Here is a 25,889-nt window from a genome sequence, read left to right on the forward strand (position 1 = left end):
GCGCCGGCTGAGCGCACGCCCAACCGGCGGCGCAGTGTTGCGCCGCAGCGGATGCGAACCGCTCGCAATTGCGGTACCTTGCGGGCCCATGGATGCAGACCGGTCGCCCGCCTACTCGAACGCCGACGCGCAGCCTTCCACGGACTGGCGCGACGAACTCGCCAGTGCGCTGACCCACGGCCTCGGCGCCATCGCCGCGCTGGCCGGCGGCTCGGTGCTGATCACCCTGGCGGCCATCTACGGCGACGGCTGGCAGCTCGCCACCGCCATCGTGTTCAGCGTCACCTTGCTGCTGCTGTACGTGGCCTCGACCCTGTACCACGCCATCCCGCACCCCGGCGCCAAGGCGCGCCTGCAGATCTTCGACCACTGCGCGATCTACCTGCTGATCGCCGGCACCTACACCCCGTTCACCCTGATCGGCCTGCGCGGCCCATGGGGCTGGGGCCTGTTCGCGGCGATCTGGACCATCGCCGTGGCCGGGGTGATCTTCAAGCTGTTCTTCACCGGCCGCTTCCGCCTGCTGTCGACCATCCTGTACATCGCGATGGGCTGGCTGATCGTGGTGGCGATCGAACCGCTGCTGCGCTCCGTCGACGCCTGGACCCTGGGCTGGCTGCTGGCCGGCGGCCTGTTCTACACCCTCGGCACGTATTTCTACCAGCGCGACACCGTGCGTTACTTCCACGCCATCTGGCATCTGTTCGTGCTCGCCGGCAGCGTCTGCCACTTCGTGGCGGTGACCAGTCAGGTGCTCTGAGGCGGCGATCGCTTTCGCACCCCGTGCACGGCGGCCGCCTAGGATGGCCGCATGGCTCTCGACCCTGCTTCCGCATCCCGCTCCTGGCCCTGGCGGCGCAACGACGGCCGCCTGCGGCGCTGGCCGTTCGTGCTCGGCGCGCTGGTGCTGCTCCTGCTCGTCATCATCCTGATCTTCGACTGGAACTGGTTCAAGGCGCCGGTGGAACGCGCAGTGCAGGCGCGCACTGGCCGCGCCTTCCATATCGACGGCAACCTGGACGTGGACCTGGGCCGCATCGTCACCGTGCGTGGCGATCGCCTGCGCTTCGCCAACGCTGATTGGTCAAAGCAGGCGCAGATGGCCAGCGCCGACCGCGCCGAACTGGACATCGCGCTGTGGCCACTGCTGCGCGGACGCGTGCGTATCCCCGAGATCCGCCTGACCAAGCCCGACCTGCTGCTGGAAACCGGACCGAACGGACAGCCCGGCAATTGGGTGTTCGGCCAGTCCGACGGCGGCCGTCCGGTCGTGCTCGGCGCCCTGCTGGTGCAGCAGGGCCACCTGCGCTTCCAGGATCCGGACGGGCGCACCGAGATCGACATCGCCGTCGACAGCCAGGTCGGGCAGCGCCGCCGTGGCGATGCCGCCCCGCCGATCGCGGTCAGCGGCGACGGCCGCTGGCGCGGCAATCCCTTCACCCTGAAAGGCAGTACCGCCTCGCCGCTGGAACTGAGCGAGAGCGACCACCCTTTCCGCGTCGACCTGCGCGGCAGCGCCGGCAGCACCCGCGCGCACATGCGCGGCACCCTCACCAATCCGTTCCAGTTGCGCGTGTTCGACCTGCAACTGCAACTGGCCGGCACCGACATGGCCCACCTGTATCCGCTGCTGGGCATCGCCATTCCCTCCACCCCGCCCTACCAGTTGGACGGACGCCTGCAGCGCGACGGCGATCGCTGGCGCTACCAGGACTTCCGCGGCCGCGCCGGCGACAGCGACCTGGCCGGCACGGTGCAGATCGACACTGCGGGCCAGCGCCCGTTCCTGCGCGCCGACCTGCGTTCGCAGCGGCTGGATTTCGACGACCTGGCCGGCTTCGTCGGCGCGCCGCCGCGCACCGGCGCCGGCGAGACCGCCAATGCCGAGCAGAAGGCGCAGGCAGCCAAGCTCGCCGCCACCGACAAGGTGCTGCCGTCCACCCCATACGACCTCGGCAAGCTGCGCGCGATGGACGCCGACGTGCGCTGGAAGGCGCAGCGCATCAATGCGCCGTCGCTGCCGCTGGACGACATGGACGCGCACCTGAAGCTCGACGACGGCGTCCTGCTGCTGCAACCGCTGAACTTCGGCGTGGCTGGCGGAGACCTGCGCTCGGACATCCGCATGGATGCGCGCAAGCCCACCCTGTTCACTCGGGCGCAGGTGTCGATCCGCGGCGTGCAACTGGGCAAGCTGTTCCCCGACGGCAAGCTGGCCAAGGAAGCCGCCGGCGCGATCGGCGGCGAGATCGCGCTGGCCGGCAGCGGCAACTCGATCGCGCAGATGCTCGGCAGCGCCGACGGCAACGTCGCCGTCGGCATGGGCAAGGGCCGGATCAGCAACCTGGTGATGGAACTGGCCGGCCTGGACATCGCCGAATCGCTGAAGTACCTGGTGACCAAGGACCGCGAGATCCCGGTGCGCTGCGCGTTCGGCGACTTCGGCGTGCAGCGTGGAGTGATGACGTCGCGCGCCCTGGCCTTCGACAGCACCGACACCCTGCTGGTCGGCAGCGGCAGCATCGACCTCGGCCAGGAACGCCTGGACCTGCTGCTGAAGGCGCAACCCAAGGACCACAGCATCCTCGCCCTGCGCTCGCCGCTGCGCGTCGGCGGCACCTTCAAGGACCCGAGCTTCCGCCCCGACTTCAAGGCCCTGGGCTTGCGCGGCGCCATCGCCGTCGCCCTGGGCAGCATCGCCCCGCCAGCCGCGCTGCTGGCCACCATCGAGACCGGGCCGGGCAAGGATATTCAGTGCGGCGGCAAGTAGCCGCGGGATTCGGGATTAGGGATTGGGGATTCGCAAAAGCGGCTACCTGAGCGCCGTCAATTCAGATGCATGATGCGCTCAGCGAGCATAGGTGCATGCGCCGCCGCTCTTGCGAATCCCCAATCCCGACTCCCCAATCTCAGCTCCTGATGTACTCCTGCAACTGATCCAGTTCCTCGCGCTGCTCTTCGATCACCGCCTTGACCAAGTCGCCGATCGAGATCACGCCGATCACGGTGCCGGCATCCACCACGGGCAGGTGGCGGATGCGTTGCCCGGTCATCAGTTCCATGCACTGCTGCACGCTCTGCGACGGATCCACGGTGTGCACCTTGCTGCTCATGATGTCGCGCACCGGCGTGGTCGCCGAGGAGCGGTCCTGCAGGACCACCTTGCGTGCGTAGTCGCGCTCGGACAGGATCCCGGACAGCTGTCCGTCCTGCAGCACCAGCACCGCGCCGATGCCCTTGGCGGCCATCAGCCGCAGCGCCTCGATCACCGCCGTGTCCGGCGCGACCGCGTGGATCTCATTGCCCTTTTCGCTCAAGACCTGCCGTACCGTCCGCATCGCTGCCTCCCGGTTCGCTGGATCGCACGGCCGAGCATACTCCTTCGCCCGGTGCATGCCAGGTCTCCACCAGGTACAGCGGACGTTGCTTGGATTCCTCGTACAGCCGGCCCAGGTATTCGCCGATCAGGCCCAGCGCGATCAACTGCACGCCGCCCAGGAACAGGATGACCGCCATCATCGTCGGCCAGCCGGCCACCGGGTCGCCCCACAGCGCCGCCTTGACTACCACCCAGATCGCGAACAGGAAGGCGCCGACCGCCGTCGCCAGGCCCAGGTAGGTGGCCACCCGCAACGGCGCGGTGGAGAAGCCGGTGATGCCGTCCAGGGCGAAGTTCCACAATCGCCACAGGCTGAACTTGCTGCGTCCGGCCAGGCGCGGCGCTCGCCGGTACGGCACCGCCAGGCGGCGGAAGCCGATCCAGCCGAACAGGCCCTTCATGAAACGGTGACGCTCGCGCAATTGCCGCAGCGCAGCCAGCGCGCGCGGCGACAGCAGGCGGAAATCGCCGGTATCGGCGGGGATCGGCGTCTTCGACAAGCGCCCGATCACCCGATAAAACAGCGCCGCGGTGCCGCGCTTGAGCCAACCCTCGCCTTCGCGCACCAGGCGCGTGCCGTAGATGTCGTCGTAGCCGGCGCGCCAGTGCGCGACGAACTGCGCGATCAGCTCCGGCGGATCCTGCCCATCGGCGTCCAGCAGCATCGCCGCGCCGCGGTCGACGCAGTCCAGCCCTGCGGTCAGCGCCAGTTCCTTGCCGAAATTGCGCGACAGGCGCAGCGCGCCGACCCGCGGATCGGACGCGGCCAGCGCCTGGATCGTCTCCCAGGTGGCATCGCGGCTGCCGTCGTCCACGTACAGCACCCGCCCCTCCAATCCCGGCACGGCGTCGAGCGCGGCGACGATGCGCGGGTGCAACAGCGGCAGGGTCTGCGCCTCGTTGAACGCAGTGACGACGACGGTAAGACGTTCGGATTCCATCGGCGGATGGTACGGAGCCGCCTGCGGGTTCACCAGCAGCCCGCGCACTGCGCGACAAAAGCGGGAGCTCCTCCCTTCTCCCACCGGGAGAAGGTGCCCCGCAGGGGCGGATGAGGGTACGGGTACCGCCGAGCCCAATTCGCACGTGCCAGCCGTACCCTCACCCCAACCCCTCTCCCGAGGGGAGAGGGGCTCAACCTAGCCCACGGCGCCTATAGGTAGGCCAGCCCACTCGGCGGCGCGCGCCATCTGCCTGTCCCTTCTCCCATCGGGAGAAGGTGCCCCGCAGGGGCGGATGAGGGTACGGGTACCGCCGAGCCCGATTCGCGCGTGCCAGCCGTACCCTCACCCCAACCCCTCTCCCGGCGGGAGAGGGGCTTCAAGCCTACGGCGCCTGCAGGTAGGCGGGCCCGCCCAGTTGCCGGGTCTGGCGCTGGATCCAGTTGGCGCGGCTCTGCACGTACGGGCCGGGACGCGCGGCGTTGTAGCGCTGCGGCGCCGGCAGCACCGCCGCCAGCAGTGCGCTCTGCGCCGGCGTCAGCTGCGCCGCGTCCTTGCCCCAGAAGCTGCGCGCCGCCGCCTGCGCGCCATACACACCGTCGCCGAACTCGGCGACGTTGGCGTACACCTCCAGAATGCGCTGCTTCGACCACAGCGCCTCGATCAGCACCGTGTACCAGGCCTCCAGGCCCTTGCGCAGCCAACTGCGGCCTTGCCACAGGAACACGTTCTTGGCGACCTGCTGGCTGATCGTGCTGGCGCCGCGCAGACGGCCGCCGCGTGCGTTGTGGTCGCGCGCCTTCTCGATCGCGTCCAGATCGAAGCCGTGATGGCTGGGGAAGCGCTGGTCCTCCGCGGCCACCAGGGAGATCGGCAGGCTCGGGGCGATCTGCGCGGTGTCGCGCCAGTCGTAGGCGATGCGGTACGACCAGTCGCCACTGGCCCAGGCGCCGAGCTGGCGCTCCAGCATCATCGCCGAGAACGGCGGGTCGACGAAGCGCAGCAACAGCACCTGCGACACGCTCGCCAGCACGAACAGCAACGGCGCCAGCAGCAGCCAGCGCCGCCAGCGCCGCCAGCGCCTGGCCCGTGGACGCGCCGGCAGGACGCCACTTGCATCGCGGCGCCCCGCCCCCATTCCTATGCTTTCTTCGATCTGGTCCACCGTGACGATCCACTCTCGTGCGGTCGCCATCTTCCCATGCGCAGCGAGGCCGCAATGCATTCTTCCGACGATCGTCTGACCCGCTTCCTGCTACCCGGCGCCGGCGTGCGCGGCGTGCACGTGCGCCTGCACGACACCTGGCGCGAGATCCTGGCGCCGGCCAGCTATCCCGCCGCGGCCACCGAACTGCTGGGCGAGGCCTGCGTCGCCGCGGCCCTGTTCACCGGCCACACCAAGGTCGACGGACGCCTGTCGGTGCAGTTGCGCAGCCAGGGCGCGCTGCGCACCCTGTTCGCCGAGTGCACCGCCGCCGGCACGCTGCGCGGCATCGTCCAATTGGGCGAAGGCCAGGACGCGCCGCGCGACCTGCGCGCGCTCGGCGACGATGCCCTGTTGGCGATCACCATCGAGAACCCCGGCCTGGACCCGCGCGAACCGCAGCGCTACCAGAGTCTTGTGGCGATGTCCTCGGCCGAGCTGGACGAAGCCTTCGAGGACTACTTCCGCCAGTCCGAGCAGTTGCCGACGCGGCTGATCCTGGCCGCCGACGGTACGCACGCCGCCGGCCTGCTGCTGCAGAAGCTGCCGGGCGACGCCGGCGACGAGGACGGCTGGAACCGCGCCGGCGCGCTGTTCGAGACCGTGGGCGAGGCCGAACTGCTGGCGACGCCGGCCGAGACCCTGCTGCACCGGCTGTTCCACGAGGAGACCCCGGAGCTGCTGGGCGACCGCCCGCTGCGCTTCGGCTGCTCGTGCTCGCGCGAGCGGGTCGCGGCGATGCTGCGCTCGCTCGGCGAGGAGGAAGCGCGGGCGGCGGCCGAGGCGACCGGCCAAGTTGAGATCCGCTGCGAGTTCTGCGGCCGTCACTATGACTTCCCCTTGACGGAATTCGGAGTATTGTTTGCCGTAACGCAGGCTGAACCGACGTCCTCGGAGCGCTTGCACTAGCTGAAATGCGCGTCGCGACCGGGGAGTCCGACTTGTTAAAGAAACATAAACCCTCTAGCATCGACCACCCTGTCCGGCGGGAACTTTCGTGCCCGCCCCAAGTCTCAGATTGCTGATGCGACCCTTCCTGCGCCTACCGCTCGCCCTGCTGATCGCCCTTGCGGCGAGCACGGGCGCGCACGCGCAGAGCAAGCCAGCCACTGGCCACGACCGCACCGTGCTGCCGGTCTGGAACAAGGGCAGCGGCAAGGTCGAGGCGCTGTTGTACCTGGAGCCCACCGGCGAACAGGCGGTCGGCGCGCGCTGGCACTTCGGCCGCAACTCCCTGGATGCCGCGTTCGGCCTGTCCTCCGGCGACTCGCTGGGCCTGCTCTGCAACAGCGCCAGCGGCGGCAGCATCAGCGGCTTGGCCAGCCACTGCATGCTGGCCAGCCTGGGCGACGACGATGGCACCACCGGCCACCATGTCGCCGCCACCACCACCTTCAATCGCCCCGGCGGGCGCCTGTCGCTGTCGGCGGGCACCGGCCGCGAGAACCTCCCCGCCTGGCTGGCCGGCGCCAACAAGACGCCGTCGATGCGGATGGAGCAGAACGACCTGACCGTCTTCGCGCAGCAGAACATCGGCCGCGAGGGCTTCGTCTCGATCGGCGGCACCTACGCCAAGGCACGCCTGGTGCCGATCGCCGACGCCACCCCGGCCATGCTCGACCGCTGGGACAGCAAGAGCCTGAGCATCGGCGGCGGCTACGGCTCGTTCAGCGCCAACGTCATCGGCCGCGTCGTCGACGCCCCCGGCCAGCCCGGCAAATGGACCGGCCTGGGCGTGGGCCTGACCTGGCGCACGCCGTGGAGCGGCCAGCTGACCGTGGGCGCCGAGAACGTCATCACCCGCGGCAAGAACCCGTTCTCGCCGAACAACATCAGCACCGAAGAGGGGACCATCCCCTACGTGCGCTACGAGCAGGATCTGTAGCGACTAATCGCAACCTGTTGTCAGGCAAAGAAAAAGCCTCCGCATGGAGGCTTTTTTATTGCCTGAACGAGCGTGATATACATCACTCAAATTGCACCCTCATTAACGACTCTTTAATTTCTCTGAAGACAAAGTTAACATCGGCTCACCCCGCGGTTTTTGGCATCGCATTTCGGCGCCTCCGCAGGCGAACTTCAGCTGACATACACCTTTCGGAGAGAGAGCCAATGAATTGCAAGACCCATCGCTTGCGCGACGCGATCGCGTTCGCACTCGCTGCCGGCACCACCGCGCTGCTGAGCACCGGCGCGGCCGCGGCCCAGGACAGCTCCTCCAACGATGCGTCCAAGACCCTGGACACCATCCAGGTCACCGGCTCGCGCGTTGCCCGCGTTGAAACCGAAACCGCCAGCCCGGTGGTCGTGATCGACCGCGCCGCGATCGAGCAGACCGGCAAGCTGACCCTCGGCGATCTGGTGCAGGAACTGCCGGCGATGTCCGGTGCGCCGGCCAGCCCGGCGGTCAACAACGGCGGCGGCGACGGCAAGTCCTCGGTCGACCTGCGCGGCCTCGGCGACGAGCGCACCCTGCTGCTGGTCAACGGCCGTCGCGTCGTCAACAACGACGTCAACTCGATCCCCGCCAGCGCCGTGGAGCGCATCGAAGTGCTGACCAGCGGCGCCTCGGCGGTGTACGGCTCCGATGCCGTGGCCGGCGTGGTCAACTTCATCCTGCGCAAGGACTTCGAAGGCCTGGCGGTCACCCTCGACTACGGTCAGGCGACGCACCTGAGCGACGGCGCGCGCAGCGGCGGCTCGCTGACCTTCGGTCAGGTCGGCGATCGCGGCAACATCATGGTCGGCCTGAACTACAACAAGTTCGATGGCATCTCCTCCGCCGACCGCAAGTACTCCAAGGACGCGACCTACCTGTACAGCGGCGCGGTCACCGTGCTCGGCTCCAGCCGCAATCCGCGCGGCCGCATCACCGTGCCGGCCGCCCTGCGTCCCCAGTACGGCGGCTGCTCGACCGTCACCCTGAAGCCCGGCGCGTCCGGCGCCTCGCAGGGGGATTACCGCTGCTACTCCGGCGCGACCGACTCCTTCAACTACCAGGCCACCAACCTGATCATGACGCCGCAGGAGCGCACCAACGCGTTCTTCCTGGCCAACTATCAGATCACCGACAGCATCAACGCCTTCGCCCAGGTCTACCACAACAAGACCAGCTCCAACTTCGCGATCGCGCCGCTGCCGTTCGACGCCCGTGGCGACAAGGTGGTGATCTCCGCCAACAACTTCTACAACCCGTTCGGCACCGATTTCGGCGCGGACAACGGCGGCAACCAGTACAACCAGCTGCTGACCCGCTTCACCTCGCTGGGCCAGCGCCGCTCCTACTACAGCACCGTGACCGACCAGGTCGTGGCCGGCCTCGAAGGCTTCGTCGGCGACAGCACCTGGAAGTGGGACGCGGCCATGAACTACGGCCACTACACCCGCGAGAACACCAGCTACGGCTACGTGTACTACGCCGGCCTGCGCGACGCGCTGGGCCCGTCGTTCCGCGACACCGATGGCGTGGTCAAGTGCGGCAGCGCCGGTGCGGTGATCGCCGGCTGCACCCCGTTGAACATCTTCAACATCAACGACCCGCAGACGATCGCGACGCTCGGCAAGTACGAAGCGCGCCCGACCTACTCCAACACCTACCAGATGCGCAGCTTCGAAGCCAACGCCAACGGCGAGCTGTTCACGCTGCCGGCCGGCGCCTCGCAGCTGGCGGTGGGCGTGTCCTGGCGCGAGGAGTACCAGAAGAACGCGGTCGACTACATCGCCATCGCCAATGCGAACGGCAACTGCTTTATCTCGCAGGAAGCCTGCGGTACCCCGCTGAGCGGCAAGTACAACGTCAAGGAGCTGTACGCCGAACTGTACGTCCCGCTGCTGTCCGAGGTCCCGTTCGCGCACCTGCTGGCGCTGACCCTGGGCTCGCGCTATTCGGACTACAACACCTTCGGCAACACCACCAACAGCAAGGTCCAGCTGGAGTGGCGTCCGATCCAGAACCTGCTGCTGCGCGGCACGGTCGCCGAGGTGTTCCGCGCCCCGACGATCGAGAACCTGTACGCCGGCGCCAGCGGCGATGCGCCGAACTTCGCCGACCCCTGCCTCGGCTACGGCCGTACCGGCACGGCGCGCAACCACGAAGCGGCGTGCGGCGCGGGCGCGGGTGCGACCGCCATTCCGGGCGCCACCGGCATCACCCCGAGCGGCATGTCGCAGACCACTGGCGTGTGGTCGGGCTCTGTCGCTGCCGGCTTCACCCTGAAGCCGGAACAGGGCAAGTCGTTCGACTGGGGTGTGGTCTATGACCCGGAATGGCTGCCGGGCTTCTCGGCCAGCCTGGACTACTGGCGCCTGTACCTGAACGACACGATCAACCGCGCCGATGCGCAGACCGTGGCCGACATCTGCTACAGCGACAACAACAGCCCGTTCTGCGGCTTCATCAACCGTTACTCCGACGGGCAGGTGAACTTCATCCGCGAGCCGATCGTCAACCTGGGCCGCCTGGATACCAAGGGCTGGGACCTGGCGCTGCGCTATCGCCTGCCCGACACCGCCTGGGGTAGCTACACCTTCGGCCTGGACGGCACCTACATCGCGCGCTACGACAACAAGACCAACCCGGACGATCCGGCGGGCGTGGTGACCCATGTGGCCGGCACGTACAACAAGAGCTACGGCCTGTACTCGCGTGTCCGCGGCCGCCTGTTCGTGAACTGGCAGAAGGGCGACTTCGGCGCGAGCTGGCGCGTGCGTTACGTCGGTCCGTTCGACGTCGGCAGCGCCGATCCGGCGCAGAACCGCAGCGCCGACGCCGGCCTGCCGTACGTGGTGGTCCCCTACGGCTCCTACTTCCTGCACAGCGTCAGCGTGAACTACGCGCTGCCGTGGTTCAATTCGAAGGTGGAAGTGGGCCTGGACAACGTGTTCGACAAGCAGCCGCCCATGCTGTATCAGAACAACGTGCTGAACGCCAACACGGACGTGAACAGCTTCGACACCGTTGGCCGCTACCTGTGGGCTCGCTACAGCATGAGCTTCTGAGTTCGCTCAGTCCGCTCCTGACGTGGCGACGAGGGCCGCGCGACGCATTCGCGCGGCCCTCTTTTTTGGCAGACCCGAATGAACGCACCACAGCTGCAACACGCGATCCATCTCATCGAACAAGGCAGCGCGGAAACGGCCGCCGAACTGTGTCGGCAGGCGTTGGCCGCCACGCCGCACGATCCCGCCTGGCACACGCTGCTGGCGATGGCGCTGCAACAGCGCGGCGACGTGGCCGGAGCGGCCGGGCACTACCGCACCCTGACCCGCCTGCAGCCGCACGAGTCGGCGCACTGGGCCAATCTCGGCATGGCGCTGCGCACTCTTGGTGAACATGCCGACGCCGACCAGGCCTACCGCCAGGCGCTCGCCCTGGCGCCGCAGACCTATCACTATCTCGTCGACCATGGTCTGCTGCTGCTGGACATGGGCGACATCGCGCGCGCACGGCACCGCCTGCTCGACGCGGTCGACCTGGATCCGGCGCAACCGGAGGCGCGCATCCACGCCGCCATCGCCTGCTTCGAATGCGGCGATGCGCAGCGCGCCGCCGCCCTGCTCCCGCCGCCCGCAGTCTGGCCGCACTTGCCCGACGACCTGCGCGAGGACCTCGCAGGCGCACTGATCCAGGTCGGCAGAACCGACGAAGCCGAGGCCTTGCTGTCGCAGACGCAGCACGGTCAGGCGCCGTCGCTCTCCAACCTGATCCGCCTGGCGCAATTGCACGAGCGCACCAATCGCATCGCCCAGGCCGAGACGCTGTGGCAGCAGGCGAGCGCCATTGCCATGCAGGACGACAGGCAGACCCGCATCGACCTGCTGCAACTGCAGTCGGCGCTGGCGCTGCGCCGCAAGGACTACGCCGCGGCACGCAGCGCCACGACCGAACTGCTGGCCCTGCGGCCGCAGGTGCAGATCGAGGCCAATGCCTACTTTGCGCTGGCCGGCATCGACGACAAGCAGGGCAAGCCCGCCGCGGCGATGGCCATGCTGGAGAAGGCGCACGCCCTCCAGTTCAAGCTCGCCGCCGAGACCGTGCCGGAGATCGCCCACTCCGGCGAAGAGCCGCTGCAGATCTCCAGCCTGTGGCTGGAGACGCCATTCGCGACGGACGCGCGCGGTACGGCGCCGGACAGCGACGCGTCGCCGGTGTTCATCGTCGGCTTCCCCCGCTCGGGCACCACCATGCTGGAACAGATGCTCGACGCGCATCCGCGCTATGCGTCGATGGACGAGCGCGCGATCCTGCAGCGCTGCATCGAATGGATGGAAGCGCAGGGCCAGCGCTACCCGTACGACCTGGATGCGCTGGACCAGACCCAGGTCGCGGCGATGCGCCAGGTGTACTGGGCGGAAGTCGCCAAGGTCGTGGCCCTGGCCCCAGGCCAGCAACTGGTCGACAAGAATCCGCTCAACATGTTGCGCCTGCCGGTGATCATGCGCATGTTCCCCGACGCGAAGATCATCCTGGCCCTTCGCCATCCCTGCGATGTGCTGTTGAGCTGCTACATGCAGAATTTCCGCTCGCCCGCCTTCATGGTGCTGTGCTCCACGCTCGAGCGCCTGGCCAGGAGCTACGTGAACGCGATGCGCTTCTGGATCCACCATCAGGCGCTGCTGCAACCGCAGCTGCTGATTCTCAAGTACGAGGAAACGGTGGCCGATTTCCCTGCGCAAGTGCAACGCATCGGCGACTTCTTGGGCATCGACCAGGCCGGGTTCCTGGCCGATTTCGCGCAACACGCCGCGCGCAAGGGCTACATCAGCACCCCCAGTTACGCGCAAGTGGTGGAACCGGTGAACCAGCGCGCGGTGGGACGCTGGCATCCCTACGCGCCCTGGCTGGCCGGCGCGCTGCCGATCCTGCAGCCGGTGGCCGCGCACTGGGGCTACGACCTGGGAACTGCTACGCCATGAAAGCGCTGAGCGACTACATCCGCACCTACGACGACGCCCTGCCCGCCGCGTTCTGCCAACAGTTGATCGACGGGTTCGAATCTTCCCGCGCGCATCACCTGCGCAACGGCAGCAATACGCATGCGGCGCTGGGCGAGAGCAACTGGACCGAACTGGACGTCGGCAAGCTGGCCGACCCGGCCTTCCTGGGCTTCTTCCTGGACCGGATCGAACACTACCTGGCCCGCTACAACCAGGCGCTGGGCCTGACCCTGCCCATTCCGTACCGGCCGACCATCGACCGACTGATCCTGAAGAAATACCAGGTGGGCGGCACCGATCGCTTCCAGCCGCACTTCGACTCGGTCGACGCGGTCTCGGAACGCTACATGGTGTTCCTGTGGTATCTCAACGACGTCAGCGAAGGGGGGACCACCCGCTTCTGCGACCTCGACGTGGAAACCGCGCCCCGCGCCGGCAGGTTGCTGATGTTCCCTCCTTACTGGATGTACCAGCACGTCGGCGAGCCGCCGGTGTCCAACGACAAGTACATCCTGTCGACCTACCTCATGTTCAAGCGCTGAGCGTCGCCGCGAACTCCAACGCGCGCCGCGCCGGGCACGGCTCAGACGCCGGCGCGCAGATTGAACGCGCCGATCGTCTCCACCAGTTGTCGCAGCGCCAGCGTCTCGGCCTCGTCCAGATCCGGGTGCCAGGTGTCCAGGATCGTCACCACCCGCACCCGGTCGCTGTGGTTCCAGGCCTGGTGCAGGCAGGTGTCGTTGAACGTGACCAGGCGCCCGACCTCCCAGGCATGGGCGATGCCGGCGACCTCGAGCGCACAGTCCGGCGGCACGATCAAGGGCAAGTGGGTCACGACGCGCGCGTTGGTCACGCCGTAATGCGGCTTGATCGTGGTGCCGGGCGCCAGGATCGAGAACAACACCTCCGGCGCATGCCCATCGATCCGGGTCAACGGCACCTGCGCCAACGCGGCCGCCGTGCGCGGGCAGCGCTGCAGGTTGTCCGGATAGGCCTGCCCATGCCGGTAGAAGAAATACGCATCCCAGGCGCCGTCGCCGCGCTGGCCGACGAGATAGTCCTGGGGCGAACTGCCATTGCTGAAATCCAGGAACGGTTGCACCGACTGCCGCGACGCCAGGACCTGATGGGCTTCCTCGACGATGCCGGCGGCGGCATCCTGCAGCCGCTCGTACCAGGGGAATCGCGCCGCTCCCAGATAGGGCGACGGATCCAGATCGGGAATGTAGAGGAAGGTCGGATGCTGGTCATCGTCCGCCGGCCGCGGTTGCAGCCCGAGATAGATGCGCAAGGCCGCCATCACCCGGCGCAGCGCGGTCTCGCCGAAGCGATCGAGCAAGGGCTGTATCGCGGCGACGAACACGGCGTGCCGCCCCTGATCGATCCGCTGCATCGCGGCGACCACGCGTGTCCGCAGTTCGGGCGCGGTCGTGTCCTGATCGAGCCAGCGCCCCTTGGCCTGCGCCGTCCGCACCGCCGCGAAGTACATCGGCAGCGCGTCATCGTGGCGCGCCAGCGCATCGAGGCTTTCGGCATACCACAGCCGCACCAGGAACGCGTCGGCGGCCAGTTGCAAGGCGCGCTCGAACGCCGGCAGCGCCTGCGCATGCTCGCCGAGCCGGGCCAGGCAGATCGCGCTGCGGCTCCATGCCTCCACGCTGGGGTCGGCGGCGGCCACCAGCGCCCAGGCCTGGGCGGCGCGCGCGAACGCGCCGCTGTCCATCAGCAGCAGCGCATGTGCGCGGCGCAACGCCAGATCGGCGGGCGCCGCGTCCAGGGCACGTTCGCACAACGCATCGGCCGCGCGGTAGTCGCCGTTGGCCACGTGCCGCTGCACGGCCTCCAGCGCGTCGGCAGCCGGCACCTGCGCCATCAGCCGGGAATCAAGGTCACGATGACGTGTTCGACGTAGGCCTCGAAGTCCTCGCGCGCCTGCTTGGGCTGGTGCAATTGCAGCGACAGCTGCAGGAAGCCGACGTAGGCGGCATAGGCCAGGCGTGCGCGATGTTGCGCATCGGTCCGGCTGAGCCCGGCCTGGCGGAACGAGGCGATCAGATACTCCATGCGCCGCTGCGAGACCCGGTCGATCACCGGCCGCACCGCAGGATGATCGAGCGCCTTCAGCAACTCACTGTAGATGATGTGCGGCTTGACCTCGTGCGCGACCAGTTGGAACAGCGCGCGTAGCCGCGTGCGCGGATCCGGTACCTCTTCCAGGCTGCCGAACACCTGCTGTTGCTCGACCAGTTCCCAGCGCTCCAGCGCAGCCTGCAGCAATGCATCGCGCGAGGGGAAATGCCAGTAGAAGCTGCCCTTGGTAACGCCCAGGCGCCGCGCCAGCGGTTCCACCGCCACCGCGCTCACGCCCTGTTCGGCGATCAGGTCCAGGGCGGCCTGCGCCCAGTCTTCGGCGCTGAGCCGGTTGTTGCGGCCACCGCCGGAAGCGGCGCCGTCGTCGGAGGAAGGAGCGGGCGCGGTATTCATCCGTGGATTTAACCATACGGGGACGTCGGTTGCAGTATGTGGCCTTCACGAGGGCGGCGCAAATGCCCGGCAGCATTGGCTTTTCGCACCCATACTGCATCGTATTGACATGCCGCGCAGAGCAACCATACTATCTCGTATGGTTTCCGCCTCCGCCACCGACCCGCATGCCGCCTCGGCCACCCTCTCGGGTTCCGGCGAGCTGGCGCTGGCCGCGACCGTCACCGGTCCCGGCGAAGCAGGATCGGTGCTGTTCGCGCATGGCTTCGGCCAGACCCGGCATGCCTGGTCGGCGACCGCCACGGCGCTGCAGGCGCATGGCTACCACAGCGTCGCCTATGACGCGCGCGGCCATGGCGATTCGGCGCGCAACCCGGCGGACCTGCCCTATCGCGGCGAGCAGTTCACCGACGACCTGATCGTGGTCGCCGGCGAGATGTCGCCGCCGCCGGTGCTGGTCGCCGCGTCGATGGGCGGGCTGTTCGGGCTGATCGCCGAATCGCGCTGGCCGGGCCTGTTCCGCGCGATGGTGCTGGTGGACATCACCCCGCGCTGGCAGCCGGCCGGGGTCGAACGCATCCTCGCTTTCATGACCGCGCATCCGCAGGGCTTCGCCAGCCTGGACGAGGCCGGCGACGCGATCGCCGCCTACCTGCCGCAGCGCGCGCGCAAGTCGCCCGAGGCGCTGCGCAGCGTCCTGCGGCAACACGCCGACGGCCGCTGGTACTGGCACTGGGATCCGCGCCTGGTCGAAGAGCTGGCGCGCGACAGCGACCAGCACCAGGGCGCGATCGCGCAGGCCGCCGCGCACGTGCAGTGCCCGCTGCTACTGATCAGCGGCGGCCGCAGCGACCTGGTCACGCCGCAGACCATCGAAGAGTTCCTGTCGCTGGTGCCGCATGCGCAGCATGCGCATCTTCCCGAAGCCACGCATATGCTGGCCGGCGACGACAACGCCGCATTTACCGCCACTGTGTTGCACTACCTGGACGCCCTGCCACCGGCCTGCGCCGGCGCATCGTCCGCCGTCACCGAGTACCTCCCCGGAGCACGCCCATGAGCATCATTGCCCCCTTCCTCGTGTTGTTGCTGGCCGGCGCGTTCGCCGCCTATCACCGCATGCGGCTCGCCGTCTGGGCCGCGTTGAGCGCCACGTTGCTGGTCGCGTGCTGGCTGCTCGGCGCCAACCACGTCGCCACCATCGTCGCGGCCGTCGTGTTGGCGGTGGTCGCGGTGCCGCTGCTGTTGCCGTTCGTGCGCAAGCCGCTGCTCACCGCGCCGATGCTGAAGGTGTTCCGCAAGGTGCTGCCGCCGCTGTCGCAGACCGAGCGCATCGCCCTGGAGACCGGCTCGGTCGGCTTCGAAGGCGAGCTGTTCACCGGCGACCCGGACTGGCAGAAGCTGCTGAACTATCCCAAGCCGCAGCTGACCGCCGAAGAGCAGGCCTTCCTCGATGGTCCGGTGGAAGAACTGTGCCGGATGACCAACGACTGGGAAATCACCCACGTCCATGCCGACCTGCCGCCGGAGATCTGGAGCTTCATCAAGAAGAACAAGTTCTTCGGCATGATCATTCCGAAGGAATACGGCGGCCTGGGCTTCTCCGCACTGGCCCACCACAAGGTGATCCAGAAGATCGCCTCGGTCTCGAGCGTGGTCAGCTCCACCGTCGGCGTGCCCAACTCGCTGGGCCCGGGCGAACTGCTGCTGCACTACGGCTCCAAGGAGCAGAAGGACTACTACCTGCCGCGTCTGGCGGTGGGCCAGGAAGTGCCCTGCTTCGGCCTGACCGGTCCGTTCGCCGGCTCCGACGCCACCTCGATCCCCGACTACGGCATCGTCTGCAAGGGCGAGTGGAACGGCGCCAACGTGCTCGGCGTCAAGCTGACCTTCGACAAGCGCTACATCACCCTGGCGCCGGTCGCGACCCTGGTCGGCCTGGCGTTCCGCATGTACGACCCGGAAGGCCTGATCGGCGACACCAAGGACATCGGCATCACCCTGGCGCTGCTGCCGCGCGAGACCCCGGGGGTCGAGATCGGCCGCCGCCACTTCCCGCTCAACTCGCCGTTCCAGAACGGCCCGATTCATGGCCGCGAAGTGTTCATCCCGCTGAGCCAGCTGATCGGCGGCGTGGAGATGGTCGGCAAGGGCTGGAACATGCTCAACGAGTGCCTGGCCGTGGGCCGCTCGATCACCCTGCCCTCCACCGCCAGCGGCGGTGCCAAGTTCGGCGCGGTCGTCACCGGTGCGTATGCGCGCATCCGCAAGCAGTTCGGCCTGTCGGTCGGCCGCTTCGAAGGCGTGGAAGAGGCGCTGGCGCGGATCGGCGGCAAGGCCTATGCGATCAGCGCGCTGTCGCAGGCCACCGCCGCGGCGGTGGACCGCGGCGACGTGCCGTCGGTGCCGTCGGCGATCGCCAAGTATCACTGCACCACGATGAGCCGCGAGGTCATCAGCGACGTGATGGACGTGGTCGGCGGCAAGGGCATCATCCTGGGGCCGCGCAACTTCGCCGGCCGCAGCTGGCAGGCCGCGCCGATCGCGATCACCGTGGAAGGCGCCAACATCATGACCCGCAGCCTGCTGATCTTCGGCCAGGGCGCGATCCTGTGCCATCCGTGGGTGATGAAGGAGATGAAGGCCGCCGGCAACCCGGACCACAAGGCCGGCGTCGACGAGTTCGACCGCAACCTGTTCGGCCACATCGGCTTCGCCATCTCCAACGCGGTGCGTTCGCTGTGGTTCGGCCTGACCGCCGCGCGCATCGGCGCCGCACCGGGCGACGCCTACACCCGCCGCTATTTCCGCAAGCTGGACCGCTACTCGGCGAACCTGGCGCTGATGGCCGACGTATCGATGCTGATGCTCGGCGGCAAGCTGAAGTTCAAGGAGTCGCTGTCCGGGCGCCTGGGCGACGTGCTGAGCCACATCTACATGACCAGCGCCATGCTCAAGCGCTACCACGACGACGGCGCGCCGGCCACCGACCAGCCGCTGCTGGCCTGGGCCTTCCACGACAGCGTGCACAAGATCGAGCTGGCGCTGTCGGCGGCGCTGCGCAACTTCCCGATCCGTCCGGTCGGCTGGCTGATGTGGGCGCTGATCTTCCCGTGGGGCCGCCGCGCGGAAGCGCCGGGCGACCGGCTGGGCCACCGCGTCGCCGCGCTGCTGATGACGCCGAACGAAGCCCGCGATCGCCTGGGCCAGGGCGTGTTCCTGACACCGTGCGAGAACAACCCCGGCGGCCGCATCGCCAGCTACCTGACCAAGGCGGTACTGGCCGAGCCGGTGGAGCGCAAGTTCCTGAAGGCGCTCAAGAGCAAGGGCATCGCGTCGCTGGACTTCGCCTCGCAGCTGGACGAGGCGGTGCGCGAAGGCGTGCTGTCGGCCGACGAGCGCCGTCAGCTGGAGGAGCTGCGCGAGATCACCATGGACACGATCAGCGTCGACGACTTCGACACCGACGAACTGCGCTCGGCGAGCTACTACCAGCGTGCCGCGGCGGCGGCCGACGACGGGCATTCGCGCGAAGCGGCCTGATCGTCCCGACCATGCGACACCCACGACGGCGGACTTCGGTCCGCCGTCGTGCGTTCGGGGGAACTGCAATGAGCCGACTGCTCTCGCTCTACCGCCGCATGCAAGGCTGGCCCGGGGGATCCTGGCTGTTCTCGCGCGCGGTGTGCTTCAAGGCGCCCTACTTCGCCAGCATCGCCCCGCGCATCACCGTCCTGGAGCCGGGCCGCTGCGAGGCGCGCATCGCGCACCGGCGGCTGGTCAGCAACCACATCGGCACGGTGCACGCGATTGCCCTGTGCAACCTGGCGGAGCTGGCGGGTGGAGTGATGGTCGACGCCAGCCTGCCGCCATCGATGCGCTGGATCCCCAAGGGCATGCAGGTGGAATACCGCAGCAAGGCGCTCGGCCCGATGCATGCGGTGGCCACGCCGGACGTGGCGATCGTCGCCGCCGAGCGCGGCTACGACCTGCCGGTCAGCGTGGAGATCCGCGACGCGCGCGCGCAGGTGGTGTGCTTCGCGCGCATCGCCATGTGGGTGTCGCCACGCGCACCGGCCACGGCCTCGCCCTGATCGCAGCGTCGCGTGTGCGGTGTGCGATACGCGGCTCAGTACGCCAGCAGCACGGCCGCGATCGCCAGCGCGGCCGGCAGCGCCTGTACGAACACGATGCGGCGGCTGACGCTCCAGCCGCCATACAGGCCGGCCACGACCACGCAGCCGAGGAAGAACAGCATCACGTCGACCCGCTGCGCGACCAGGCCCCAGGCCAGGCCGGCGGCAAGGAAGCCGTTGTACAGCCCCTGGTTGGCCGCCAGCACGCGCGTGGCCTGCGCCTTCTCCGGCGAATTGCGGAACACCTTCATGCCCAGCGGACGCGTCCACAGGACCATCTCCAGCAGCAGGATGTACACGTGCAGCAGCGCGACCGCGCCGACCAGGATCGAAGCCAACAGGATCATCGTGCTATCCGGCACAGGAGACAGGACGCCAGCATAGCCAGCGGCCCGATGGGCGGCCAGTCCCCCGCCACGCGGCGCCGGCTCAGCGCGTTGGCGGCGTGCGTTCCGGCGGCAGCTTGGCCGCCTCGCGCAGCAGCCGCCACGCGCCCAGGGTCATGCCGGAGGCGGCCAGCAGGCCCGCGACGAACACCACCTGCGAGCCGAACCCCGACAGTAGCTTGTACAGCCACGCGAAGCTGAGGTCGCTGCCACGATAGATCACCGTATCGATCGCCGCGCCGGCCTTGTAGCGCCATTCGCGGCCGACCCGGGTATACAGGGTCTCGCGGGCCGGCTTGGCCAGGGAGAACTCGCCGGCGCGGGTCACCACCTGCACCACCGCCACCAGCATCGGCAGCGGCGACACCGCCAGCACCGAATAGCCGAGCAGGATCGCGCAGCCGGGGATCAGCAGCGCCGGCCCGATCCCGAAGCGCGACAGCAGCGCACGGGTGACCAGCAACTGCAGCACCAGGGTCACCGCATTCACCGCCAGGTCGATGCCGGCGTAGAAGGCGGTGCTGGCCGCCGCATCCGTGTACAGGCGGCGCACGATCGCGGCCTGTTCGTTGTACAGCAGGGTGCCCACGCCCACGCCGAACACCGACATCAGCGCGAGCCAGCGCAGCAGCGGCTCGCGCGCGATCAGCTTCAGCCCGGCCAGCACGTCGCCGCCCATCGGCGCCTCGCCGCCGACCACGCCGCGCTCGCGCTCGCGGGCGACCGCCCACAGCCGCAGGCGCAGCAGGCACACCACGCTGACCACAAGGAAGCCGGCCGACACCAGCATCAGGTTGGCGATGCCGATGCGTTCGACCAGGCTGCTGGCGATCACCGGCCCCAGGAACGCGCCGAGCGTGCCGGCGGCGCCGATGTAGCCGTAGCAAGCGCGCGCTTCGGTGTTGCTGAAGACATCGGCCATGAAGCTCCAGAACACCGCCACCGCGAACAGGTTGAACACCGAGATCCACAGGAAGAAGGCCATGCCGCGCCCAGGCACGCCGCTATCGAACAGCACGTAGAACAGCAGCAGCGTGGCGATGAAGAAGCCGTACACCACCGGCAGGAACACCCGCCGCGGATAGCGGCTGACCAGCGCGCCGTAGACCGGCTGCAGCAACAGCATGATCAGGAAGGTGCAGGTGAACAGCACCTGCAGCGCGAACTCCTTCAGCGGCATGCCGTGCGCGGCGAAGAACGCGATCATCGCCGGCGGAAACACCGCCGCCACGTCGGCGGAGGCGCCCATCGCCTCGCGCACCGGCCGCAGCACGTAATAGCCGCTGAGCAGCGAGAAGAAGTACAGGAACGCCCACGCCAGCGGCGGCGAATCGCGCAACGCACCGCGCAACCGCGCCAGCGCACCGGGGGCATGCGGGGCGGCGCTCATCGGCGGCGGACCCTGGCGCAGGAACGGGACATGGCGATTTTCGGGGGCGGAAAACGCGCACGGTAGCTGATGCACCGCAACACCGCCAGCGCGCGCGCCAGTCGCCCCCCACGCTGCACGTGCATCGCGTCCGGCGGCGGGTCGCGCCGAGCATATGCTCTATCCTCGGCGACTAGCGTCGGCGCCAGGAACTCAGGGGACACTGCGGGTGTACGACTACATCATCATCGGCGCAGGCTCGGCCGGCTGCGTGCTCGCCAACCGCCTGAGCGAGGACCGCGACTGCAAGGTGCTGCTGATCGAGGCCGGGCCGCGCGACCGCAATCCCTTCATCCACATGCCCGCCGGCCTGGCGCGCCTGGCGACCAACCGCCGCATCAACTGGAACTACCTGACCGAGGCCGAGCCGGCCTTGAACGACCGCCGCCTGTGGTGGCCGCGCGGCAAGGTGCTGGGCGGCTCCAGTTCGATCAACGCGATGTGCTACGTGCGCGGCGTGCCCGCCGACTACGACGACTGGTCGGCCGATGGCGCCGACGGCTGGGACTGGCGCGGTGTGCTGCCCTACTTCCGCCGCAGCGAATGCAACAGCCGCGGCGGCGATGCGCTGCATGGCGGCGACGGCCCGCTGCACGTTTCCGACCTGCGCTACCACAACCCGCTCTCGGACGTGTTCATCGCGGCCGCGAAGGAAGCGGGCTTCCCGCACAACCCCGATTTCAATGGTCCGCAGCAACAGGGCGTGGGCCTGTACCAGGTCACCCAGAAGGACGGCGCACGCTGCTCGGCCGCGGTCGCCTACCTGGCGCCGGCGCGCGCGCGGGACAACCTGCAGGTGGTCACCGACGCGCTGGTGCTGCGCCTGCTGATCGAAGGCGGACGCGTGGTGGGCGTGGCCTATGCGCAGGACGGCCGCGAGGTGCAGGCGCGCGCCGCGCGCGAGGTGCTGCTCAGCGCCGGCGCGGTGAACTCGCCGCACTTGCTGATGCTTTCGGGCATCGGCCCGGCCGATGCGCTGCGCCGCCATGGCATCGCGGTGCAGCTGGACCAGCCGCAGGTCGGCGCCAACCTGCAGGATCACCTGGACGTGTGCACGCTGTACCGCACCCGCCCGGGCATCAGCTACGACCGCCGCAACCAGGCCAAGATCGCCTTCGACTATTTCCTGCGTGGGCACCGCGGCGCCGGCAGCAGCAACATCGCCGAGGCCGGCGGGTTCATCCGCTCGCCGTTGGCGCCGGACGCGCGCGCCGACATCCAGTTGCACTTCGTGCCGGCCATGCTCGACGACCACGGCCGCAACCGCCTGCCCGGCGACGGCTTCACCCTGCACGCCTGCCACCTGCAGCCACGCAGCCGCGGCCGCATCGCGCTCAACGACGCCGATCCGCGCACGCCGGCGCGGATCCAGGCCAACTACCTGAGCGATCCCGACGGCTTCGACCTGCGCATGCTGGTGGAATGCGCGCGCCTGGCGCGGCACATCCTGCAGCAGCCGGCATTCGATGCATGGCGCGGCGCGCCGCTGCTGCCGGCGCGCGAGGACCTGGACGAGGCCGGGCTGGTCGCCTTCATCCGCGCCAAGGCCGAAACCATCTATCACCCCATCGGCACCTGCCGGATGGGCAGCGATGCGCAGGCGGTGGTCGACCCGCAGCTGCGCCTGCGCGGTCTCGACGGCCTGCGCGTGGTCGACGCCTCGGTGATGCCGCGCCTGGTCAGCGGCAACACCAACGGCCCGACGATGATGATCGCCGAGCGCGCCGCGGATCTGATCCGTGGGCGGGCTGTGCTGCGGGAGGGGTGAGGCGGTTGTTGCGCGCCGCTGCGCGGAGGAGGCGAGCGAACGAGTATCGCGGCGGTAGATCCGCTGCTGCGCGACCGACCCTCACCCCAACCCCTCTCCCGGGGGGAGAGGGGCTAAGCACCGGCACGGCGATTGCATGTCCATCGGCATCCGCCGCAGTCCTCGCCGCCCCTCGCTGGCGGGCCTGCATAGCCCCCGTCCGAGGCGGGAAATCCCCAGCAGGATCAAGGCGATGCCTATTCATCTTCTCCCAGTTTGTGCATTCGAGAAATCCGGCGCTAGAATCGTGGCCGGCAGCACCTCACAGGCCTCAGGCGCAATGACACAGAACAGCAGGCACCGGCTCCTTCGACCGGTGGCAACCGGGTTGCTCGGGGCATTGTTGCCCTTTGCGATGTCCTCCACCGCACAGACGCCGGCGCCCGCACAACCGCTGCCGCCGCCGCTGCACACCGAAGCCACGCGCTACACCTCGCCGACCCAGCCGCTGCCCTACCGCGCTTCGCTCACCCAGAGCCAGGTGATGCCGCTGGCCAAGGACTTCGACGTCGCCGCGCTGGAATCGGTCGCCGAACAGTTGACCTATGGCGAGCGCGTGCCCGGTCTGGCGATGGCCATCGTGCACAACGGCCAGGTGCTCAGCGCGCGCGGCTACGGCGTCACCGACGTCAACCGCCCCGAGCAGGTCGATGCGCACACCGTGTTCCGCCTGGCCTCGCTGTCCAAGGCGTTCGCCGGCACGATGGCCGGCCTGCTGGTCAACGACGGCACCCTGCGCTGGGACAGCAAGGTCGTCGACTACGTGCCCGGCTTCCAGCTCAGCGACCCGGTCGCCACGCGCCAGTTGAACGTCGCCGATCTGCTCAGCCACCGCGTCGGCCTCACCTACAACGCCTACGACCGCGACGTCGAATCCAACATCGACTACTACACGCTCAGCCACAAGCTGGCCTATGCGCCGCTGAAGTGCGCGCCGGGCGAGTGCTACGCCTACCAGAACGTCGCCTTCAGCCTGATCGGCGACGTGGTGTTCGCCGCGTCCGGCAGCTTCTACGAGCAGTCGGTGGAGCGCCGCATCTTCAAGCCGCTGGGCATGAACGACGCCAGCATGGGCTTGGCCGGCATCCAGGCCAGCCCGCGCTGGGCGCGCCCGCATGTGCGCAGCCGCAACGGCTGGGTCTCGCTGACGCCCAAGCCGACCTACTACCGCCTGGCGCCGGCCGCCGGCGTCAACGCCAGCATCAGCGACATGGCGCAGTGGCTGATCGCGCAGACCGGGCATCGTCCCGACGTGCTGCCGGAGCCGCTGCTGGCGACCCTGCACGCGCCGCTGATCCTCACCCCCGGCGAAATGCGCTCGGGCTGGCGCCGCGCGCGGGTCAACTCGGCCAGCTACGCGCTGGGCTGGCGCGTGTTCGACTACTCCGGTCACCAAGTGATCTTCCATGCCGGCGCGGTGCAGGGCTACCGCGGCCTGATCGCGCTGGTGCCGGAACGCGACCTCGGCGTGGCCATCCTGTGGAACGGCGAAAGCGGCCTGCCCTCGGGCCTGCTGCCGACCGTGCTCGACCGCGCGATCGGTCTGCCGGCGCAGCGCTGGCTGGACGTGGACACCGACTTCGGCAGCGACAACCTGATGGCCGAGCGTCCGGACCCGAAGGACAAGAAGGGCGCGTCCTCCTCCAAGTCGGTGGCCTCGCCGCACTGAGCGCGGCCTCCCGCGGCATCCTCGCAGAGGGCGGCGCAAGCCGCCTTTCTGCTGTCTGCAGCGCCGACCTGCACTGCGTGTGCCCCTTCCCGGCTGGGACGCGGTGCCGTTCCCGCAGCAACGACACGGTGCGGTCTCCGCCGCACTGAGCGCGCACTCGCGCAGCATCCTCGCGAACGGGCGCGCGAACCGCCTTTCCGCTGTTTACAGCGCTGACCTGCGCTGCGTGCGCCCTTCTTCCCGGCGCGGGGACGCAGTCCTGTCCCGGCTGCGGCGATGCGCTGGCACGAGCGCGTCACAAAGTGTGGCCGCAACGCCGACGTCGTGCCTGCACGAACGATCGGCGACTGCGTCGCCCCAGCGGCAGCAGGCGCTCGGAGCGCCCGCGTACGGCCGCGGTGAGGGTGGTGGCGCACCGTCGCTTGCAAGATCGCGCACAGGGCACACACCGCGCCCTCTCGGCATTGTTCGCGATCCGGCATCTGGTGTCGCTGCGCCCCGCATCGCCACAAGCTGCTGTTGGCGTGCTGGCAACTCGGTGCACCAAGCCGAAGTGCGCTCGGCAGCGCGCGAGGCGCGACTGCAGGACACCTCCGATCACGACCGACGAGAAGCATCCTGGGGGAGTCGACTGTCATGCAACCGCGACGCGCGAAGTGGTGGGTGCTTTCCGATGGCCCAATGCGTCGGGACTGAAGCCCCTCCCACAGTCACCCGCCGAGCTCGGAAGCCACTGTGGGAGTCGCTTCAGCAGCGACGGGCATTCCAGACAAAGCCCGTCGTGGCTGAATCCGCTCCCACAGGGGTTTGCGGCGAACCCGCCGGGTGCACTGTGGGAGGGACTTCAGTCCCGACGACGGAGGGTGTCAGCCGGCTTTCGGCTTCGCTTGTCGCGGCTGCACGACAGTCGACTCCCACAGGACAGACTGCATCCGGCCTGAGTGTGGCGAAAGCAGGCGGCCGGAGACTCCCCTCAGTCCACGGATACGCGGGAAAAACCGGTGCTGCGGAGTCGACCGGCGGACAAGGCGCGCTGACGCGCTGCAAGTGCGCACGCAACGCCTTGGCTGGGTCGGCGAATGCCAGGCGTTCCGGCTGCTGTAGCGGCCCCGATCCCGACGGTCGGTCCACGCCAGGGGCGATCCATTGAGCGCGATATGACGGCCTTTGCTGCCGCCTACCGTCGTGTCGTTGCCGGAGTAGCTGCCGCGCAAATGGCACGCCGAGGATAACTGCCCGCGCCTCCCGGTACTCGCGTGGCTGCCCAGGCCGCACGTGCATGCCAGGGAGATCAGATGGATGCGTGGCCCTGCCCGCAGGCGCCGACCGTGGCACGGAGGCGACGCGTCTTGCCGCGTCCGTTACCGATGCGACAGGCACAGGCGCGATGTCCACGTCGCAGCCTGGCAAGCAGGGCACAGGGAACGGCCAGCGTGGATCGAGAAGACGGACGCCGCGGGGATCGTCGGACGGAGGCACCACGGAGGTACTCTCGGGTCGGGACTGAAGTCCCTCCCA

Annotated in this window: 19 protein-coding genes; 12 read left to right on the forward strand and 7 right to left on the reverse strand. The window is 68.8% G+C overall.

Features of this window, described 5'->3' with window-relative positions:
* Nucleotides 1-88: 88 nt before the first annotated feature.
* A complete protein-coding gene (gene trhA / locus PIQ37_RS03350) occupies nucleotides 89-760 on the forward strand; it encodes a PAQR family membrane homeostasis protein TrhA (RefSeq protein WP_152181821.1) in 672 nt (223 codons plus the stop codon).
* Between the two features lie 51 nt (nucleotides 761-811).
* The gene (locus PIQ37_RS03355) at nucleotides 812-2,770 is read left to right on the forward strand and encodes an AsmA family protein (RefSeq protein ID WP_342072332.1); all 1,959 of its coding nucleotides are present in this window, start codon (nucleotides 812-814) and stop codon (nucleotides 2,768-2,770) included.
* 139 nt (nucleotides 2,771-2,909) lie between these two features.
* Here PIQ37_RS03355 and PIQ37_RS03360 read toward each other — a convergent pair whose 3' ends face one another.
* The 3 genes from PIQ37_RS03360 to mtgA all read right to left on the reverse strand — a co-directional run bounded on the left by PIQ37_RS03360 (nucleotide 2,910) and on the right by mtgA (nucleotide 5,458).
* Complete coding sequence (locus tag PIQ37_RS03360; protein WP_342072333.1) at nucleotides 2,910-3,338, reverse strand: CBS domain-containing protein; 429 nt, start codon at nucleotides 3,336-3,338, stop codon at nucleotides 2,910-2,912.
* Entirely contained in the window at nucleotides 3,298-4,320 is a 1,023-nt protein-coding gene (locus PIQ37_RS03365) for a glycosyltransferase family 2 protein (RefSeq protein WP_342072334.1), read from the reverse strand. Before PIQ37_RS03365 ends, PIQ37_RS03360 begins: the two co-directional genes overlap by 41 nt.
* Before the next feature lie 385 nt (nucleotides 4,321-4,705).
* Nucleotides 4,706-5,458: a monofunctional biosynthetic peptidoglycan transglycosylase gene (gene mtgA / locus PIQ37_RS03370; protein ID WP_342072427.1), complete on the reverse strand. Its 753-nt coding sequence runs from the start codon at nucleotides 5,456-5,458 to the stop codon at nucleotides 4,706-4,708.
* An 81-nt stretch (nucleotides 5,459-5,539) separates the two neighbouring features.
* On the opposite strand from mtgA, the gene hslO reads away from it, so the two are divergent.
* The 5 genes from hslO (at nucleotide 5,540) to PIQ37_RS03395 (ending at nucleotide 13,002) form a co-directional block, all read left to right on the forward strand.
* Nucleotides 5,540-6,433, forward strand: a complete 894-nt coding sequence (gene hslO / locus PIQ37_RS03375; protein WP_026144672.1) for an Hsp33 family molecular chaperone HslO — start codon at nucleotides 5,540-5,542, stop codon at nucleotides 6,431-6,433.
* 115 nt (nucleotides 6,434-6,548) lie between these two features.
* Nucleotides 6,549-7,409 carry an XOO1806 family protein gene (locus PIQ37_RS03380; protein ID WP_148827644.1) on the forward strand — a complete coding sequence of 287 codons (861 nt, stop codon included), beginning with the start codon at nucleotides 6,549-6,551 and terminating at the stop codon, nucleotides 7,407-7,409.
* A 227-nt stretch (nucleotides 7,410-7,636) separates the two neighbouring features.
* Nucleotides 7,637-10,522, forward strand: a complete 2,886-nt coding sequence (locus PIQ37_RS03385; RefSeq protein WP_342072335.1) for a TonB-dependent receptor domain-containing protein — start codon at nucleotides 7,637-7,639, stop codon at nucleotides 10,520-10,522.
* Between the two features lie 78 nt (nucleotides 10,523-10,600).
* Entirely contained in the window at nucleotides 10,601-12,439 is a 1,839-nt protein-coding gene (locus PIQ37_RS03390; protein WP_342072336.1) for a tetratricopeptide repeat-containing sulfotransferase family protein, read from the forward strand.
* Nucleotides 12,436-13,002 (forward strand): 2OG-Fe(II) oxygenase, encoded by a 567-nt coding sequence (locus PIQ37_RS03395; RefSeq protein ID WP_148827641.1) that lies wholly within the window; start codon nucleotides 12,436-12,438, stop codon nucleotides 13,000-13,002. The genes PIQ37_RS03390 and PIQ37_RS03395 overlap by 4 nt, the downstream gene beginning before the upstream one ends.
* Nucleotides 13,003-13,043: 41 nt before the next feature.
* On the opposite strand, the gene PIQ37_RS03400 is transcribed toward PIQ37_RS03395, so the two are convergent.
* Both PIQ37_RS03400 and PIQ37_RS03405 read right to left on the reverse strand, forming a co-directional pair.
* Complete coding sequence (locus PIQ37_RS03400) at nucleotides 13,044-14,333, reverse strand: aspartyl/asparaginyl beta-hydroxylase domain-containing protein (protein WP_342072337.1); 1,290 nt, start codon at nucleotides 14,331-14,333, stop codon at nucleotides 13,044-13,046.
* A complete protein-coding gene (locus PIQ37_RS03405; protein WP_017910473.1) occupies nucleotides 14,333-14,944 on the reverse strand; it encodes a TetR/AcrR family transcriptional regulator in 612 nt (203 codons plus the stop codon). Before PIQ37_RS03405 ends, PIQ37_RS03400 begins: the two co-directional genes overlap by 1 nt.
* Nucleotides 14,945-15,083: 139 nt before the next feature.
* Here PIQ37_RS03405 and PIQ37_RS03410 point away from each other — a divergent pair, with 139 nt between their 5' ends.
* The 3 genes from PIQ37_RS03410 (at nucleotide 15,084) to PIQ37_RS03420 (ending at nucleotide 19,038) form a co-directional block, all read left to right on the forward strand.
* A complete protein-coding gene (locus tag PIQ37_RS03410) occupies nucleotides 15,084-16,004 on the forward strand; it encodes an alpha/beta fold hydrolase (RefSeq protein WP_342072338.1) in 921 nt (306 codons plus the stop codon).
* Entirely contained in the window at nucleotides 16,001-18,487 is a 2,487-nt protein-coding gene (locus PIQ37_RS03415; RefSeq protein WP_342072339.1) for an acyl-CoA dehydrogenase, read from the forward strand. The genes PIQ37_RS03410 and PIQ37_RS03415 overlap by 4 nt, the downstream gene beginning before the upstream one ends.
* Nucleotides 18,488-18,555: 68 nt before the next feature.
* Nucleotides 18,556-19,038 (forward strand): hotdog fold domain-containing protein, encoded by a 483-nt coding sequence (locus tag PIQ37_RS03420; RefSeq protein ID WP_342072340.1) that lies wholly within the window; start codon nucleotides 18,556-18,558, stop codon nucleotides 19,036-19,038.
* A gap of 35 nt (nucleotides 19,039-19,073) precedes the next feature.
* Here the strand turns inward: PIQ37_RS03420 and PIQ37_RS03425 are convergent, their stop codons facing one another.
* Complete coding sequence (locus PIQ37_RS03425; RefSeq protein WP_342072341.1) at nucleotides 19,074-19,427, reverse strand: DUF1304 domain-containing protein; 354 nt, start codon at nucleotides 19,425-19,427, stop codon at nucleotides 19,074-19,076.
* An 82-nt stretch (nucleotides 19,428-19,509) separates the two neighbouring features.
* Nucleotides 19,510-20,856 (reverse strand): NTP/NDP exchange transporter, encoded by a 1,347-nt coding sequence (locus tag PIQ37_RS03430; protein ID WP_342072342.1) that lies wholly within the window; start codon nucleotides 20,854-20,856, stop codon nucleotides 19,510-19,512.
* Nucleotides 20,857-21,064: 208 nt separating this feature from the next.
* Between PIQ37_RS03430 and PIQ37_RS03435 the strand changes: the two genes are divergently transcribed.
* Complete coding sequence (locus PIQ37_RS03435) at nucleotides 21,065-22,663, forward strand: GMC family oxidoreductase (protein ID WP_342072343.1); 1,599 nt, start codon at nucleotides 21,065-21,067, stop codon at nucleotides 22,661-22,663.
* 319 nt (nucleotides 22,664-22,982) lie between these two features.
* Nucleotides 22,983-24,371: a serine hydrolase domain-containing protein gene (locus tag PIQ37_RS03440; RefSeq protein ID WP_342072344.1), complete on the forward strand. Its 1,389-nt coding sequence runs from the start codon at nucleotides 22,983-22,985 to the stop codon at nucleotides 24,369-24,371.
* The last annotated feature ends 1,518 nt before the right edge of the window (nucleotides 24,372-25,889 follow it).

The sequence above is a fragment of the Xanthomonas protegens genome, from assembly GCF_038442435.1.
Lineage (GTDB): Bacteria > Pseudomonadota > Gammaproteobacteria > Xanthomonadales > Xanthomonadaceae > Xanthomonas_A > Xanthomonas_A sontii.